Source organism: Nocardioides sp. GCM10030259, from assembly GCF_042666375.1.
GTDB lineage: Bacteria > Actinomycetota > Actinomycetes > Propionibacteriales > Nocardioidaceae > Nocardioides.
This window is the reverse complement of record NZ_JBHTDF010000020.1, coordinates 69,357-83,626: the sequence shown is the minus strand read 5'-3', so window position 1 is coordinate 83,626 and position 14,270 is coordinate 69,357. Positions and strand designations below refer to the sequence as shown.

Genomic DNA, 14,270 nt, shown 5'->3' with positions numbered 1-14,270 from the left:
CTACCGCGGGTCGAGGCGTACGACGACCCCGCGGTCGAAGCGCCGCACCTCGACGACCTCGGCTGCGTCGACGTTGTCCAGCAGGTCGACCTGGTCGGCGGTGCCGAGCTGGAGCACCACGCTCCCGCCCGGCAGTAGGTGCCGCCGGGCGACGGCGATGCAGGTCCGGGCGACGTCGAGTCCGTCGTCGCCGCCGTCGATCGCGCGGAGCGGGTCCTCCGGGTAGCGGCCGACCTCGGCCCGGCGCACCCACGGCGGGTCCGCGATCACGACCGGGAAGCGCTCGTCGTCGCGGAGCACCTCGTCCATCGGGCCCTGCCGCACCTCGACGCGGTCGGCGAGTCCCGCGGCGGCGGCGTTGCTCCGGGCGTACTCGCACGCCACCGGGTCGACGTCCACGCAGACCAGCGGCCGCTCCGAGCCGACCACGGCGAGCAGCCCGATGTGGCCGGCCCCGGCGCACAGCTCGAGCACCGGGCCGGCGGGCGCGGTGCGGATGACCTCGGCCGCCCACTCCGACTGCGCGGTCGTCCAGGCCCGGGGGCGCAGCACGCGGTCGTCGAACGCGATCCGCAACGAACCGAACTCCATCGTCTCGGCCATGTCACGGGCCCGGGTACGGCGCGACCGTGAGCAGCCGCGCGAGGTGCACGGCGTGCCGGACGGCGGACTCGGTGGTCGCCGCCGTCTTCTCCGGCGTCTCGTCGTGGTCGAGGTAGTCGACGTCCTGCATCGCCTCGCCGACCCAGTACGTGCCGGCGTTGGCCGCGACGCTGAACCCGGTGTCGTTGAGCGCCTGCCCGACCTCCGCCACGACGTGGTGCGCGCCGTCCTCGTTGCCGACGACCGCGATCACCGCGACCTTCCCCTCGGTGGCCATGCGGCCCCGGTCGTCGGTCTCGCCCAGCTCGGCGTCGAGCCGCTCGAGCACCATCTTGCACACCGACGACGGCTGGCCCATCCAGATCGGCGTGGCGATCACCAGGATGTGGCTGGCGAGCATCCTCTCGCGGATACCGGGCCACGCGTCGCCGTCGCCCTCGTCGGTGCTCACCCCGAACCGGACGTCGTGGTCGGCCACCCGCACCACCTCGCCCGTGACGCCGAGCCCCTCGAGCTGCCGCAGGACCTGCTCCCCCAGCAGCTGCGAGCTCGACTCCGCCGGCGACGCCTTGAGGCTGCAGACGAGCACGAGCGCGCGAAGCGGGGAGGCGGTCTGGTCGGGCATGCACCCTCTGTGCCCGTCCTGACCCCGCACATGCAACCCGGCTGATCTACAGTGGCCGCCCGCCCATCCGGGCGTTCCGAGAGGTCCTGGTCCGTTGTCGCTGGAGTCGCCCCCGTTCTGCCCTCACTGCAGTGAGCCGCTGTCGCCGAACGTCGACTACTGCACGCGCTGCGGGAAGGACGTGTTCGCGGCGCCGGAGCCGGCGCCGGAGGAGCCGACCGAGGTCGTCCTCGTCGAGACCGTCGAGGCCGTCGCGGCCGAGCCCGCCCCGGACGAGACCCGGGCGCGGCGGCGTTCGGCGGTCGTGGCCGTCGCCGCCGTGGCCGCCCTCGCGCTCGGCGGGACGGCGTGGACGGTGCTGCGGGGCGACGGCGACGACGACGGCTTCTGGTCCGACCGACTCGGGCAGCCGGCCGCGGTCGCGACCGAGCCCGACCTGGCGTGGACCTGGGACGCCGGGGACCAGGTGCGACAGGTGGTCACGGCGGGACCCACGACGTACGTCGTGACGCGGTCGGGTGTCACAGCCCTCGACGCCGACGGCGACGCCGAGTGGACGACCGACCTGCCCGGCGGCAGCTTCCTCCAGGTCCCGCCCGGCCTGCCCGACCTAGTGCTCGCGATCGCGTACGAGGCAGGGGTCGTCATGGCGCTCGACCCCGACGACGGCTCCGAGCGCTGGACGGCCGCCGCGGGTGACTACTACGACGCGGTGGGTGACCGCGTGATCGTGCTCGACGACGGCACGGTCCGGGCACTCGACGCCCGGACCGGGGACGAGCAGTGGAGCGCCACCGGCACCGTCCCCAGCATCGGGATCGGCCCCGACGCCGTCTACCTCGCCGACGACGACCGGCTCCGGCGACTCGACGTCGACTCCGGCAAGCACGAGTGGTCACGGGACCTCGGCTGGACGTCCGGCCAGTTCAAGGGAATGACCGTGGCGGACGGCTTCGTGGTCGCGGCCGGCCGGGACACGGCGCGCGCCTTCGACAGCGACAGCGGCACGACGCGCTGGACGGTCGACCTCGAGTTCCAGTCGAAGGACTACGGTCCGTCCTCCGGCCTGGTGAACCGCTCCGCGGTCTACCTGTGGGACACGGAGGCGGACGAGGTCGCGGTGTACGACGGGAACGGGCGCATCGGCTCGTTGCCGGCCGATGATGCGCGCGGGGGCTACTTCTTCCCGGTGCACGGTGCCGACGGCGACCACGTGATCGGGTCCGGCGGAGCGGTCTACGACGCCGACCTCGACGAGGTCGCCAGGACCGACCCGAATACCGTGGCCGCCAGCGGCGACGGCCTGTACGCCGTGGCCGGTCGCGCGGTGTCGTACACACCATTCGGCGCCTCCGAGCCCGCGTGGGAGCTCGACATCGGGATGACCCCCTCCGACCAGGTGACCGCCGGGGACGGCCACCTGGTCATCAGCAACGGCTCGCAGGTCAGCGACTACCGCTGACCGGGCGTGGTGCCCGCCACCCGAGGGCGGATCGCGTTCTCGAACACTGGGGCTCCGGGTCTGGCATCATCCGCCCCATGGAAGGAGTCGCCGGGCCGGTCCGCCGCGCCGTCGTGGTCGAGGACGATCGGGACATCCGTGAGCTCATCATGCACACGCTCACCGACCTGGGCATGGAGGTCTCCGCGGTCGACACCGGACCCGACGGGGTCGAGGCGGTCCGGGAGCAGCGGCCCGACCTGGTCACGCTGGACCTCGGCCTGCCCGGCATCGACGGCATCGAGGTGTGCCGGCAGATCCGGGAGATCAGCGACGCCTACATCGTGATGATCACCGCCCGCTCCGACGAGATCGACCGGCTGACCGGCCTCGAGACGGGCGCCGACGACTTCATGGCCAAGCCGTTCAGCCTGCGGGAGCTCCAGGCGCGCGTGAACGCGATGTTCCGCCGGCCCCGCCCCGGCGTGGCCGCCGCCGCCCCCGCGAGCGGCGACGTGCTCGTCCACGGCGGGCTGCGGGTCGACGTACCCGCTCGCCGGGTGTTCCGCGACGGCGAGGAGCTGCCGCTGACGCGCACCGAGTTCGACCTGCTGACCGAGCTGATGCGCAGCCCGGAGCGCGTGGCGACCCGCGAGGACCTGCTCACCGCGGTCTGGGGCACCCCGTGGGTCGGCGACACCCACGTCGTCGAGGTGCACGTCGGCAACCTGCGCCGCAAGCTCGGCGGCTCGCGCTACATCCGCACCGTGCGCGGCGTCGGCTACCGCATGGAGGAGCCGGCCTAGCTCGTCAGGCCCAGAACACCCGGTCGACCACCCCGCGCGCGAGCCGCGTGTAGCGCAGCTGGTCGTTGACCATCGCGTCCGACGATCCCGGCGGGTAGCCCAGCACCGCCGCGACCGCGGCCTTCTCCCGGCTGTCGTGCGGTAGCTCGTCGCCGGGCTTGCCGCGCACCAGCGTGACGGCGTTGCGCACGCGGCTGACCCGCCGCCAGCTCTGCTGGAGCACCTCGGCGTCCGCGTCCTCGACCAGGCCGGCCTCGCGGGCCTGGTCGAGGGCGTCGAGCGTGCGCGACGTGCGCAGGCCGGGCACGGTGCCGGCGTACCGCATCTGCAGCAGCTGCACCGTCCACTCGATGTCGGCGAGCCCGCCCCGGCCGAGCTTGAGGTGGGTCTGCGGGTCGGCGCCGCGCGGCAGCCGCTCGGAGTCGACGCGCGCCTTGATCCGGCGCACCTCGACCACGTCGTCCTCGCTGATGCCCTCGGGCGGGTAGCGCAGCGGGGCGATCAGCTCCTCGAACCGCCCCCGCAGCTCGGGGTCGCCGACCACGGCGTCGGCACGCAGCAGCGCCTGGGCCTCCCAGACCTTCGACCACTTGGCGTAGTAGGCGGCGTACGCGTCGAGCGTGCGGACCAGCGGCCCCTGCCTGCCCTCCGGCCGCAGGTCGGCGTCGACCTCGAGCGCGGGGTCGGGGCCGGGCAGCGCCAGCAGCCGGCGCAGCTCGTTGGCGACCGCCTGGGCGTACGACGCGGCCGCCTGCGGGTCGGCGCCCGGCACGGGGTCGTGCACGAACATCACGTCGGCGTCGCTGCCGTAGGACAGCTCGAAGCCGCCGTACCGGCCCATCGCGACGATCGCCATCCGGGTGGGCGCGGCGTCCAGATCGCGGCTGCCGCGGGTCGCCCGCCCGGCGATGTCGAGCGTCGCCTCCAGGGTCGCGTCGGTGAGCCGGGAGAGGCCGGCGCCGACGTCGGCGACGTCGGTGAGCCCGAGCAGGTCGCCGGCCGCGATCCGCAGCAGCTCGCGGCGGCGTACCCCGCGGATGGCGCGGACGGCGTCCTCGGGCTTGTCGTGGCGGGCGGCCGAGGCGAGCATCTCCTCGGTGAGCGCCTCGGCGGTGAGCGGCCGCAGGTCGCCGCCGAGCATCCGGACCCCCTGCGGCTCGCGCTCGAGCAGGTCGGTGGCGTAGCGCGAGGTCGCGAGGATCCGGGCCAGGCGCTCGGCCACCTGGCCCTCGTCGCGCAGCGTGGAGAGGTACCACGGCGTGGCGCCCAGCGACTCGCTGATCCTCCGGAAACCCCACAGCCCGGCGTCCGGGTCGGGCGCGTCGGCGAACCACGCCAGCATCACCGGCAGCAGGGTCCGCTGGATCTGGGCGGTGCGCGTGACCCCGGAGGTGAGCGCCTCGAGGTGGCGCAGCGCGGCCTTCGGGTCGGCGAACCCGAGCGCGCCCAGACGCAGCTCCGCCGCCTCGGGGGTCAGCCGGGCCTCGTCGCCCGGGATCCGCGCGACGGCGGCGAGCAGCGGCCGGTAGAAGAGCTTCTCGTGCAGGCGCCGCACCTCGCGCCGGTGGTGCTGCCAGGTCTTGTCGAGGACGCCGACCGGGTCCTTGAGGAAGTTCATGCTCCGGCCGAGGCGGCGCAGGGACGCGTCGTCCTCCGGCACCACGTGGGTACGCCGCAGCTGGTGCAGCTGGATGCGGTGCTCGAGCGCGCGCAGGAACGCGTAGGCCTCGTGGAGCGCCTCGCCGTCGTCGCGCCCGACGTACCCGCCCCTCGTCAGCTCGGCGAGCGCGCTGAGCGTCGCCGGGGACCGGAGCCGCTCGTCGGCGCGGCCGTGCACGAGCTGCAGGAGCTGGACCGCGAACTCCACGTCGCGCAGCCCACCGGCGCCGAGCTTGAGCTGCCGCTCCGCGTCGCGGGCCGGGATGTGGTCCAGCACCCGCCGGCGCATCGCCTGGGTGTCCTCGACGAACCCGTCGCGCTCGGCCGCCGACCAGACCAGCGGCTCGGTGGTCTCGATGAACTCCCGGCCCAGCGCGAGGTCGCCGGCCACCGGTCGGGCCTTGAGGAGCGCCTGGAACTCCCAGGTGCTCGCCCAGCGCTCGTAGTAGCTCTCGTGGCTCGCGATCGTGCGGACCAGCGGCCCCGCCTTGCCCTCGGGCCGCAGGTTGGCGTCGACCGGCCAGATCGTGCCCTCGCCGGTGTGGTCGGAGCAGACCCGCATCAGGTTGCTGGCGAGCTGGGTCGCGGCGCGGAGGGCGGCCTGCTCGTCGGCGCCGTCCACCGGCGCGTAGGCGTAGATGACGTCGACGTCGGAGACGTAGTTGAGCTCGTGGCCGCCGCACTTGCCCATCGCGATCACGGCCAGGCGTGCGAGCGCGGCGTCCTCCCCCACGCGCTGCCGGGCGATCGCGAGCGCGGCCTCGAGCGTGCCCGCGGCGAGGTCGGAGAGCTCGGCGGCTGCGTCGTCGACCGAGAGGTGGTGGGTCAGGTCGCGGGAGGCGAGGCGGAGCAGGATGCGCCGGTACTCCACGCGCAGCACGTCGACCGCCGCCGCGTCCGGCAGGGTCGCGACGGGTACGTCGGCGCCGGGCTCCGCACCGACCGCGAGCAGCAGCGCTTCCCGCATCGCCCAGGCCGCGGTCCGGGTCGAGCCGAGCTCCGGGTCGGTCAGCTCGTGCCAGTGGTCCGGGTGCCGGATCAGGTGGTCGACGAGGGCCTCGCTCGCGCCGAGCACGCTCAGCAGGCGCATCGCGGTGCCCTCGTCCTCGGCCAGCGCCTCGACCAGCGCGTCGCCGTCCGCCGCCTCCGCGCTCAGCCGGACCAGCCCGGCGAGGGCGGCATCAGGATCGGCCGTGCGTCCCAGCAGCGGCAGCAGCGGCTCGGCGGCCTCTCCCAGCGCCCCGAGCGCCGCCCGCGCCGCGTCGGGCTCCTGGAAGCCCAGCCGCAGCAGGTTGCCCTTGCTCGGCGCCGCCCGGGTCATCGCCCCGCGTGGTCTGCCGCGAGGGCCGCGAATCCGTCGGCGAGCGGCCGCCATGCCGCGTCGAGCTCGGCCCGGGCCGCCTGGACCTCGGCGAGCAGCGCGTCGGTGTCGATCCCCCGGGTCTCGTGGCTGCCCCGGTCCTCGTCGGCCCACGGCTGCAGCACGACCTCGTCTACCTCGGGGTGCAGCTGGACGCCCCACATCGCCGCTCCGAAGCGGACCACCTGGACCTCGCCCTCGGGGGTGGCGGCCAGCAGGGTGGCACCCTCGGGGAGCGCCGTCACGATGTCGTCGTTCCACTGCACGCCCCGCCGCCGGGTGGCGAACGGCCCGACCAGCGGGTCGTCAGCCGCCTCCAGGGTCCAGCCGACCGTGAGCAGCCCGACCTGCTGGCCCCGCGGGTTGGGCTCGACCGTGCCGCCGAGGGCGACCGCGATCAGCTGGTGGCCGAGGCAGATGCCGAGCGTCGGCAGCTCGGCGTCCCGGGCCTCGCGGATCAGATCCTTCACCGGGCCCAGCCAGGCGTGCCGTGCGTCGTCGTTCGCGCCCATCGGGCCGCCCAGCACCACGAGCCCGTCGTACGCCGCCAGCTCGGGCAGCTCGTCGCCGTCGTAGGCGCGGTGGAGGTCGAGGTCGCAGCCGGAGTCGTCGAGCCAGGCGCCCATCCACCCGACCGGGCACTCGGCGTCGTGCTCGATCACCAGCAGGCGGGGACGCCCGGTCACTGGGGCTCCCGCTCCGGCGCGAACGTGATGACCAGCAGGCCGATGCCGGTGACGGCCGTGAGCAGGCCTACCCAGATCTGGACGAGCGGCACCGAGAGCACGACGGTCGCGACGCCGGTCGTGATGCACAGGCGGCGCGCGGTCGGCGCCTGGTCGCGGATCGCGCGCAGCGTGAACCACGCGAGCCCGCCGAGCACGACGGCGATGGCGAGCGCGATCGCCCCGAACACGACGTAGTCGCCGGTGACGAGCGGCACCGCCAGCAGCGCCACCAGGACGGCGAAGCCGACGACCACGTAGAGCAACCGACGCAGCACCTTCACGCGGTCGTCGGTGAGGAACTCCGCCATCAGATCACCGGGAGCATGCGGTCGCGCTCGTACGCCGAGACCTGACCGCGGTAGTCGTCCCACTCGGCGCGCTTGTTGCGCAGGAAGAAGTCGAAGACGTGCTCCCCCAGGGTCTCGGCCAGCAGCTCGGAGTCCTCGGCGATCACGATCGCGTCGTGGAGGCTCTTCGGCAGCGGGTCGATGCCCAGGCTCTTGCGCTCGCGCTCCGAGAGCGACCAGACGTCGTCCTCGGCCTCGCGCGGGAGGTCGTAGCCCTCGGCGATGCCCTTCATGCCGGCGGCGAGCACCACGGCGTACGCGAGGTAGGGGTTGCACGCGGCGTCGAGGCTGCGCAGCTCGATGCGGGTCGACTGGCCCTTGAGCGGCTTGTACATCGGGACCCGGATCATCGCCGAGCGGTTGTTGTGGCCCCAGCAGACGTACGACGGCGCCTCAGCGCCCCACATCATCCGCTTGTAGCTGTTGACCCACTGGTTGGTGATGCAGCTGATCTCGGGGGCGTGCTTGAGGATGCCGGCGATGAACTGGCGGCCGGTCTTGGACAGCTGGTACTCCGCGCCCGCCTCGAAGAACGCGTTGTTGTCGCCCTCGAAGAGCGAGACGTGGGTGTGCATGCCCGAGCCCGGCTGGTCGGTGAACGGCTTGGGCATGAACGACGCCCAGATGCCCTGCGTCAGCGCGACCTCACGCACCACCGTCCGGAACGTCATGATGTTGTCGGCGGTGGTCAGCGCGTCGGCGTAACGCAGGTCGATCTCCTGCTGCCCCGGGCCGCCCTCGTGGTGGCTGAACTCGACCGAGATGCCCATCGCCTCGAGCATCGAGATCGCCTCGCGGCGGAAGTCGGCACCCATCGACTGCGCGGTGTGGTCGAAGTAGCCGCTGCGGTCGACCGGCACCGGCTCGGCGCCGGCCTCCGGCACGTCCTTGAACAGGTAGAACTCGATCTCGGGGTGCGTGTAGAACGTGAAGCCCTGGTCGGCCGCCCGGCTCAGCGTGCGCTTGAGCACGTAGCGCGGGTCGGCGTACGACGGCGAGCCGTCCGGCATCGAGATGTCGCAGAACATCCGGGCCGTCGACGGCCCGTCGCCGCTGCGCCAGGGCAGGATCTGGAACGTCGACGGGTCGGGCTTGGCGAGCATGTCGGACTCGTAGACGCGGGCGAAGCCCTCGATCGACGACCCGTCGAAGCCGATGCCCTCCGAGAACGCCTGCTCGAGCTCGGCCGGTGCGACCGCGACCGACTTCAGGAAGCCGAGGACGTCGGTGAACCAGAGCCGGACGAACCGGACGTCACGCTCCTCGAGAGCGCGGAGAACGAAGTCTTCCTGCTTGCCCATGGCTGCAGCCTATTGGCTGGCGCCACGGGTCAGCCGCGCGGTCCGCAGACGTTCACGTCCTGGGAGGCCAGCACGCCGTCGTACACGCGCCGCGTGGGCCGCAGCCACGACTGCGTCGTGTCGGTGAAGGCGATGCTCCCGTTGACGCGCCCGTGCACGCCGTCGACCCGGACCTTGCGCACGGTGAGCGGGATGGTGACCTCGTCGCGGCGGGTGCCCTCCCAGCAGGCGGACGCCTTCCGCTCGTCGCGGGCGTCGGCGAAGGTGACCTCGTCACCGACGCCGTGGCCGGCGTACCGGAACGCCACGGTCGTGTTGGCGGCGAGCTGGCCGTCCCACGGCGCGTTCACCAGGACCGACATGCCCCAGGTGTGGCTGCTGCGGATCCGGAAGGTGGCCTCGCCGTCCTCGACGGTGGCGCTGGGGCCGTTCCACACGCGGACGCCGAACTTCTCCGAGTCGTCCCAGCGGGCCTGGACGAGCGAGAGCTCGCAGCCCTCGCAGTCCGGGACCTCGAAGGTGACGGTCGTCCTGGGGTGGGCGGCGGCGCTGGTCGCCTCGGCGGGGAGCGCGGTGGTGCCGGCGAAGAGGGCGGCGGCCGCGGCGGTGAACGCGAGGCCGGTGCGGACGGTGGTGCGGTTCATGACGATGCTTTCTGTCTGCGTGATGTGTTGTCGCAGTGGAGACGCCCGGCGGGCGAGCTCGGTTGCATCCGATTTTGCGCCTCGAAGGTGCGACCGGCACGGGCCACAGTGGTTGAGGTGCGAGGAGCGCCAGCGACGAGCCTCGAAACCTCCACCGCGTCCGCGCTTACGTCGAGGGTCCGATCGCGCCTCGACACCGATGCTGGCGTCCTCCCGGCTGCCGGTTGGAAGGGCCGGGCGGCGCAGGGCACGGTGGTTGAGGTGCGAGGAGCGCCAGCGACGAGCCTCGAAACCACCACAGCGCCCGCGCGTACGCCGAGGCGGTGGTTGAGGTGCGAGGAGCGCCAGCGACGAGCCTCGAAACCTCCACCGCGTCCGCGCTTACGTCGAGGGTCCGATCGCGCCTCGACACCGATGCTGGCGTCCTCCCGGCGGCGCCAGTCTGGACGCGCGTCCCCCGCCGTCAAGCGGTCGGTTCGAAGGGCCGGGCGGCGCAGGGCACGGTGGTTGAGGTGCGAGGAGCGCCAGCGAACGAGCCTCGAAACCACCCCCTGCCCCGATGCCACCCTCGGCCGCTTGTTGATATTCGATCATTTGTTCGATATCACAGGAACGTGATGGCAGGACTGACCTTGGACGCGATGAGCGAGGAGCAGCTCCTCGATGCCGCGACCGACTGCGCAGCCGTCATCCGGGACGCCGAGACCGAGCTAATCCGGGTCGCCTACCAGTGGGCGGTGCTGCACTCCCCGGACCGGCTCGACCCCGCCGAGGCCGGCAGGCCGGGCCGGGAGAGGGCCCGGATGTTCGGTGGTGCGGGGACGCCGGAGGTGGCCGAGTTCGCCGCCGCGGAGCTCGGCGCGCGGATCGGGCGGTCCCCGTATGCGGCGCGGCAGCTGATGGCCGACGCCCTGGACCTGCGCCACCGCCACCCCCAGCTCTGGGCCCGGGTGCTGGCCGGTGAAGTCCGGGCGTCCTACGCGCGGCACGTGTGCGCGAAGACCCGCGACCTCACCGAATCCGAAGCCGCGTTCGTGGATGCCGCCGTCGCGGAGTCCGCGGACGGGCGGATCCCGTGGTCGCGGTTCGAGGCCCTGGTCGAGGCGAAGGTCGCGCAGGCCGACCCCGACACCGCCCGCGCGAAGGAAGAGCGCGCCGCGCAGGCGCGGTTCGCGCGGAGGCTGCACGGCGAGGCCCACGGGATGGCCTCCTTCCTGGTCCGCGCCGACGCCGCCACCATCGCGGCCCTCGAGGCCACCACCACCGCCGGCGCAGCACGCCTCAAGCCGGTGTTCCCGGAGGCCACCGACGACGAACGTTGCGTGCTGACCGTCCTGCACCTCATGACCGGACACGACCTCCCCACCTCGTCTGGCGAGGTGGACCTGGCCGACCTGCTCCCCACCGTCACGCTCTTCGTGCACCTGTACGCCGGCAGCCCCGGTCAGCCCGACGGTGAGGGGATCGCCCGGGTCGAGGGCCACGGCCCGGTCACCGAGGACTGGGTCCGGACCGTGCTCGGCCCGCAGGCTCGGTTCAAGATCCAGCCCGTACTGGACCTCGCCGGCCAGGCCCCGGTCGATGCGTACGAGATCCCGGACCGACATAGACAGGCCGTGCACCTGATGACGCCGGCCGACACCTTCCCCTACGCCACCTGCACCTCACGACAGATGCAGGTCGACCACACCGTCCCCTTCGACGCCGGCGGTGCCACCGGGGTGGGCAACTACGGCCCCATGACCACATCGCATCACCGGATCAAGACCCACGCCCCGGGCTGGCAAGTGCAGCAACCCTTCCCCGGCATCTACCTCTGGCGCGACCCCCACGGCGCCCACTACGTCGTCGACCACACCGGCACCCGCCGCCTCCCCCGGCCCAACCCCGCCTCCCGCCTCGAGGTCGAGTTCACCAACTTCCTGATCAACCTCGACCTCGCCGCCTGACCTGTCCGCAGGTCTGCGGAGGTGATCCTCAGAAGTCAACCGGATCCCGGACGATCGGGCAGGTCATGCAGTGCCCGCCGCCCCGACCCCGGCCGAGCTCGGCGCCCACGATCGTGATCACCTCGATGCCCGCCTTGCGCAGCAGCGTGTTCGTGAGCGTGTTGCGGTCGTAGGTGAACACCACACCGGGCTCGAGAGCGACGGCGTTGTTGCCGCTGTCCCACTGCTGCCGCTCGGACTGGTACACGTCACCACCGGTGTCGATGACCCGGATCGAGGGCAGGCCCAGCTCGCGTGCCACGACGTCGACGAACGCGGCCGAGCCCTCGTCGCGGACCTCCACCCCGGGCGCCGTGTCGGACGGAGTGAGGGTGAAGGTGTGCACCGCGCCCATGATCGTCGGGTAGAGCGTGACGACGTCGCGGTCGACGAACGTGAACACCGTGTCGAGGTGCATCGCGGCCCGCAGCTTGGGCATCCCGGCGACGATCACCCTCGTCGCGGCACCCTGGTCGAAGAGCGCCTTCGCGACCTGGGTGATCGCCTGTCGCGACGTCCGCTCGCTCATGCCGATGAGCACGACGCCGTTCCCGACGGGCATCACGTCGCCGCCCTCGAAGCTGGCCTGGCCCCAGTCCTGCTCGGGGTCGCCCCACCAGATCGTCGACCCGACGTAGTCGGGGTGGTGCTGGTAGATCGCCTTGTAGAGGAGGGTCTCCTCCTTCCGGGCGGCCCAGTAGAGCGGGTTCATCGTCAGCCCGCCGTACAGCCAGCAGGTCGTGTCGCGCGTGTAGAGCGTGTTGGGCAGCGGCGGCATCAGGTACTCGCGGGCACCGGTCGACTCGCGGGCAAGGCTGATGTACGCCGACCGGAAGTCCGCCGGGAGGTCGTGGGTGGCGAGGCCGCCGATGAGGTACTCGGCGAGCTGCCGCTCCGGCAGGCCCTCCAGGTAGCTGCGGGTGTCGTCGACCAGGCCGAGCCCGACCTGGTTGGGCACGATCTTGCGGTCCAGGATCCAGTCCTTGCCGCCCGGCGCCGCCAGCGTCTCGGCCAGGAGGTCGTGGAGCTCGACGACCTCGACGCCGCGCTGCGTCAGCTTGTTGACGAAGTCGGCGTGGTCGCGCTGCGCGTTCTCGACCCACATGACGTCGTCGAAGAGCAGCGCATCGTTGTTGCTCGGGGTCAGCCGCCGGTGCGCGAGGCCGGGGGCGCAGACCAGCACCTTGCGCAGCCGGCCGACCTCCGAGTGCACGCCGTACGTCGACGAGAGGCTCATGCTCCTGGTCCTTTCGTTGGTCAGAGGGTGATGCGTCCGGTCCAGAGGCCGATGGCACCGATGGTGCCGCCGGCGACGATCAGCACGAAGAGCCCGACCTCGGCGGGGGTGAACAGTCGGAGACCGTGCTCGCTGCGCGCCTTGACGTAGAGCAGCGAGGCCGGCGCGAGGAGGATCGTCATCAGCAGCACGAACTTCAGGCCGGCCGCGTCGAAGAGGAAGATCGTGTACGCCGTCGCCACCCCGGCGACGATCGTCTCCTTGCGCCTGACCGCGGCGGCGACGCCCTCGTAGGCCTCGCCGGTGAGCCCGAGCTTGAGCGCGTACGCCGCGGCCAGGAGGTAGGGCAGCAGCGCCAGGCTGGTCGAGAGGTCGAGCATGAAGTTGAGCGCGTCGTTGACGAAGAGCGTCAGCGCGAGCAGCCCCTGCACCGCCAGCGACGTCACCACCAGCGCGGTGATCGGCGTGCCGTTGGCGTTCTCCTGGCCCAGGAACTCCGGGAAGTCGTCCTGGCGCGCCGGGATGTACATGACCTCGGCCGCCATCAGCGTCCACGCGAGGTAGGCGCCGAGCACCGACACGATCACGGCGACGCTGATGAACACCTCACCCCAGTCGCCGACCTGGGACTCGAACACGCCGACCATCGACGGCTGCCGCGTCGCGGCCAGCTCGGGCTGCGGCACGGCGGCATAGCTGGCCAGCGTGACCAGCGAGAAGATCGACAGCACCGACAGGAAGCCGAGCACGGTCGCCCTGCCGACGTCCTCGCGGCGCCTCGCGTAGCGGGAGTAGACGCTGGCGCCCTCGATGCCGATGAAGACGAAGGTCGTGATCAGCATCGTGTTGCGCACCTGCTCGTCCAGAGACCCCAGGTCGCCGTAGCCGTAGGCCGTCCAGTTGTCCGAGAACACACCCGCGTCGAAGTAGAAGAACATGACGACGATGAACACCAGGATCGGCACGACCTTGAACACCGTCACGATCCGGTTGATCACCGCCGCGTCCCGCACGCCACGGGCGATCAGGTAGTGGAAGACCCACACCCCCGCCGTCCCCAGCGCCACCGCCAGGACCGTGTCGCCGTCACCGAAGCTGTCGAAGAACGCGCCGAGCGTCGACCCGATGAACACCCAGTAGAAGGTGTTGCCCGCGACCGCACTGGCCCAGAACCCGATCGCGGAGTTGAAGCCCGCGTAGTCGCCGAACCCGGCCTTCGCGTAGATGAACACGCCGGAGTCGAGGTCGGGCTTGCGGATCGCGAGGTTCTGGAAGACGAACGCGAGCATCAGCATCCCGGTGCCGGCCACCGCCCACGCGATGAGCGATCCGAGGATGCCCGTCGCGACGCCGAACCGGGCCGGCAGGGAGAACACCCCTGCACCGACCATGCCACCGACGACCATCGCGGTCAGCGTGGGGACGCTCAGCTTGGCGGCGGCGCCCTCGGACGCCCGGGCGGTGTCGGTGGTCATTCCGGCTCCTCTCGATGCCTCCCCGATCTTGGAGACCCGCCGCCCCGCGCGGCTTC

12 protein-coding genes are annotated in these 14,270 nt (G+C 72.3%); 3 read left to right on the top strand and 9 right to left on the bottom strand.

Annotation, left to right across the window (positions count from 1 at the left end; translation table 11 throughout):
• Window positions 1-603 carry a methyltransferase gene (locus ACFQQI_RS17765; protein WP_378566446.1) on the bottom strand — a complete coding sequence of 201 codons (603 nt, stop codon included), beginning with the start codon at window positions 601-603 and terminating at the stop codon, window positions 1-3.
• Between the two features lies 1 nt (window position 604).
• Window positions 605-1,228 carry a flavodoxin family protein gene (locus ACFQQI_RS17760; protein ID WP_378566443.1) on the bottom strand — a complete coding sequence of 208 codons (624 nt, stop codon included), beginning with the start codon at window positions 1,226-1,228 and terminating at the stop codon, window positions 605-607.
• A 181-nt stretch (window positions 1,229-1,409) separates the two neighbouring features.
• Here ACFQQI_RS17760 and ACFQQI_RS17755 point away from each other — a divergent pair, with 181 nt between their 5' ends.
• The gene (locus ACFQQI_RS17755; RefSeq protein ID WP_378566440.1) at window positions 1,410-2,690 is read left to right on the top strand and encodes a PQQ-binding-like beta-propeller repeat protein; all 1,281 of its coding nucleotides are present in this window, start codon (window positions 1,410-1,412) and stop codon (window positions 2,688-2,690) included.
• Window positions 2,691-2,767: 77 nt separating this feature from the next.
• Window positions 2,768-3,475: a response regulator transcription factor gene (locus ACFQQI_RS17750; RefSeq protein ID WP_378566437.1), complete on the top strand. Its 708-nt coding sequence runs from the start codon at window positions 2,768-2,770 to the stop codon at window positions 3,473-3,475.
• Window positions 3,476-3,479: 4 nt separating this feature from the next.
• Here the strand turns inward: ACFQQI_RS17750 and ACFQQI_RS17745 are convergent, their stop codons facing one another.
• Genes ACFQQI_RS17745 through ACFQQI_RS17725 form a run of 5 tightly spaced genes read right to left on the bottom strand, consistent with a single transcriptional unit; the run spans window position 3,480 to window position 9,514 of the window.
• The gene (locus ACFQQI_RS17745; RefSeq protein ID WP_378566434.1) at window positions 3,480-6,455 is read right to left on the bottom strand and encodes a bifunctional [glutamine synthetase] adenylyltransferase/[glutamine synthetase]-adenylyl-L-tyrosine phosphorylase; all 2,976 of its coding nucleotides are present in this window, start codon (window positions 6,453-6,455) and stop codon (window positions 3,480-3,482) included.
• A complete protein-coding gene (locus tag ACFQQI_RS17740; RefSeq protein WP_378566432.1) occupies window positions 6,452-7,180 on the bottom strand; it encodes a type 1 glutamine amidotransferase in 729 nt (242 codons plus the stop codon). Before ACFQQI_RS17740 ends, ACFQQI_RS17745 begins: the two co-directional genes overlap by 4 nt.
• Window positions 7,177-7,530 (bottom strand): hypothetical protein, encoded by a 354-nt coding sequence (locus ACFQQI_RS17735; protein WP_378566429.1) that lies wholly within the window; start codon window positions 7,528-7,530, stop codon window positions 7,177-7,179. The genes ACFQQI_RS17740 and ACFQQI_RS17735 overlap by 4 nt, the downstream gene beginning before the upstream one ends.
• Entirely contained in the window at window positions 7,530-8,870 is a 1,341-nt protein-coding gene (gene glnA, locus ACFQQI_RS17730; protein WP_378566426.1) for a type I glutamate--ammonia ligase, read from the bottom strand. Before glnA ends, ACFQQI_RS17735 begins: the two co-directional genes overlap by 1 nt.
• A 29-nt stretch (window positions 8,871-8,899) precedes the next feature.
• Window positions 8,900-9,514 carry a hypothetical protein gene (locus tag ACFQQI_RS17725; RefSeq protein ID WP_378566423.1) on the bottom strand — a complete coding sequence of 205 codons (615 nt, stop codon included), beginning with the start codon at window positions 9,512-9,514 and terminating at the stop codon, window positions 8,900-8,902.
• Window positions 9,515-10,155: 641 nt separating this feature from the next.
• Here ACFQQI_RS17725 and ACFQQI_RS17720 point away from each other — a divergent pair.
• Complete coding sequence (locus tag ACFQQI_RS17720) at window positions 10,156-11,463, top strand: DUF222 domain-containing protein (protein WP_378566420.1); 1,308 nt, start codon at window positions 10,156-10,158, stop codon at window positions 11,461-11,463.
• Between the two features lie 28 nt (window positions 11,464-11,491).
• Here the strand turns inward: ACFQQI_RS17720 and ACFQQI_RS17715 are convergent, their stop codons facing one another.
• Window positions 11,492-12,739 carry an arginine deiminase gene (locus ACFQQI_RS17715; RefSeq protein WP_378566417.1) on the bottom strand — a complete coding sequence of 416 codons (1,248 nt, stop codon included), beginning with the start codon at window positions 12,737-12,739 and terminating at the stop codon, window positions 11,492-11,494.
• 20 nt (window positions 12,740-12,759) lie between these two features.
• Window positions 12,760-14,214: a basic amino acid/polyamine antiporter gene (locus tag ACFQQI_RS17710; protein WP_378566414.1), complete on the bottom strand. Its 1,455-nt coding sequence runs from the start codon at window positions 14,212-14,214 to the stop codon at window positions 12,760-12,762.
• Between the last annotated feature and the right edge of the window lie 56 nt (window positions 14,215-14,270).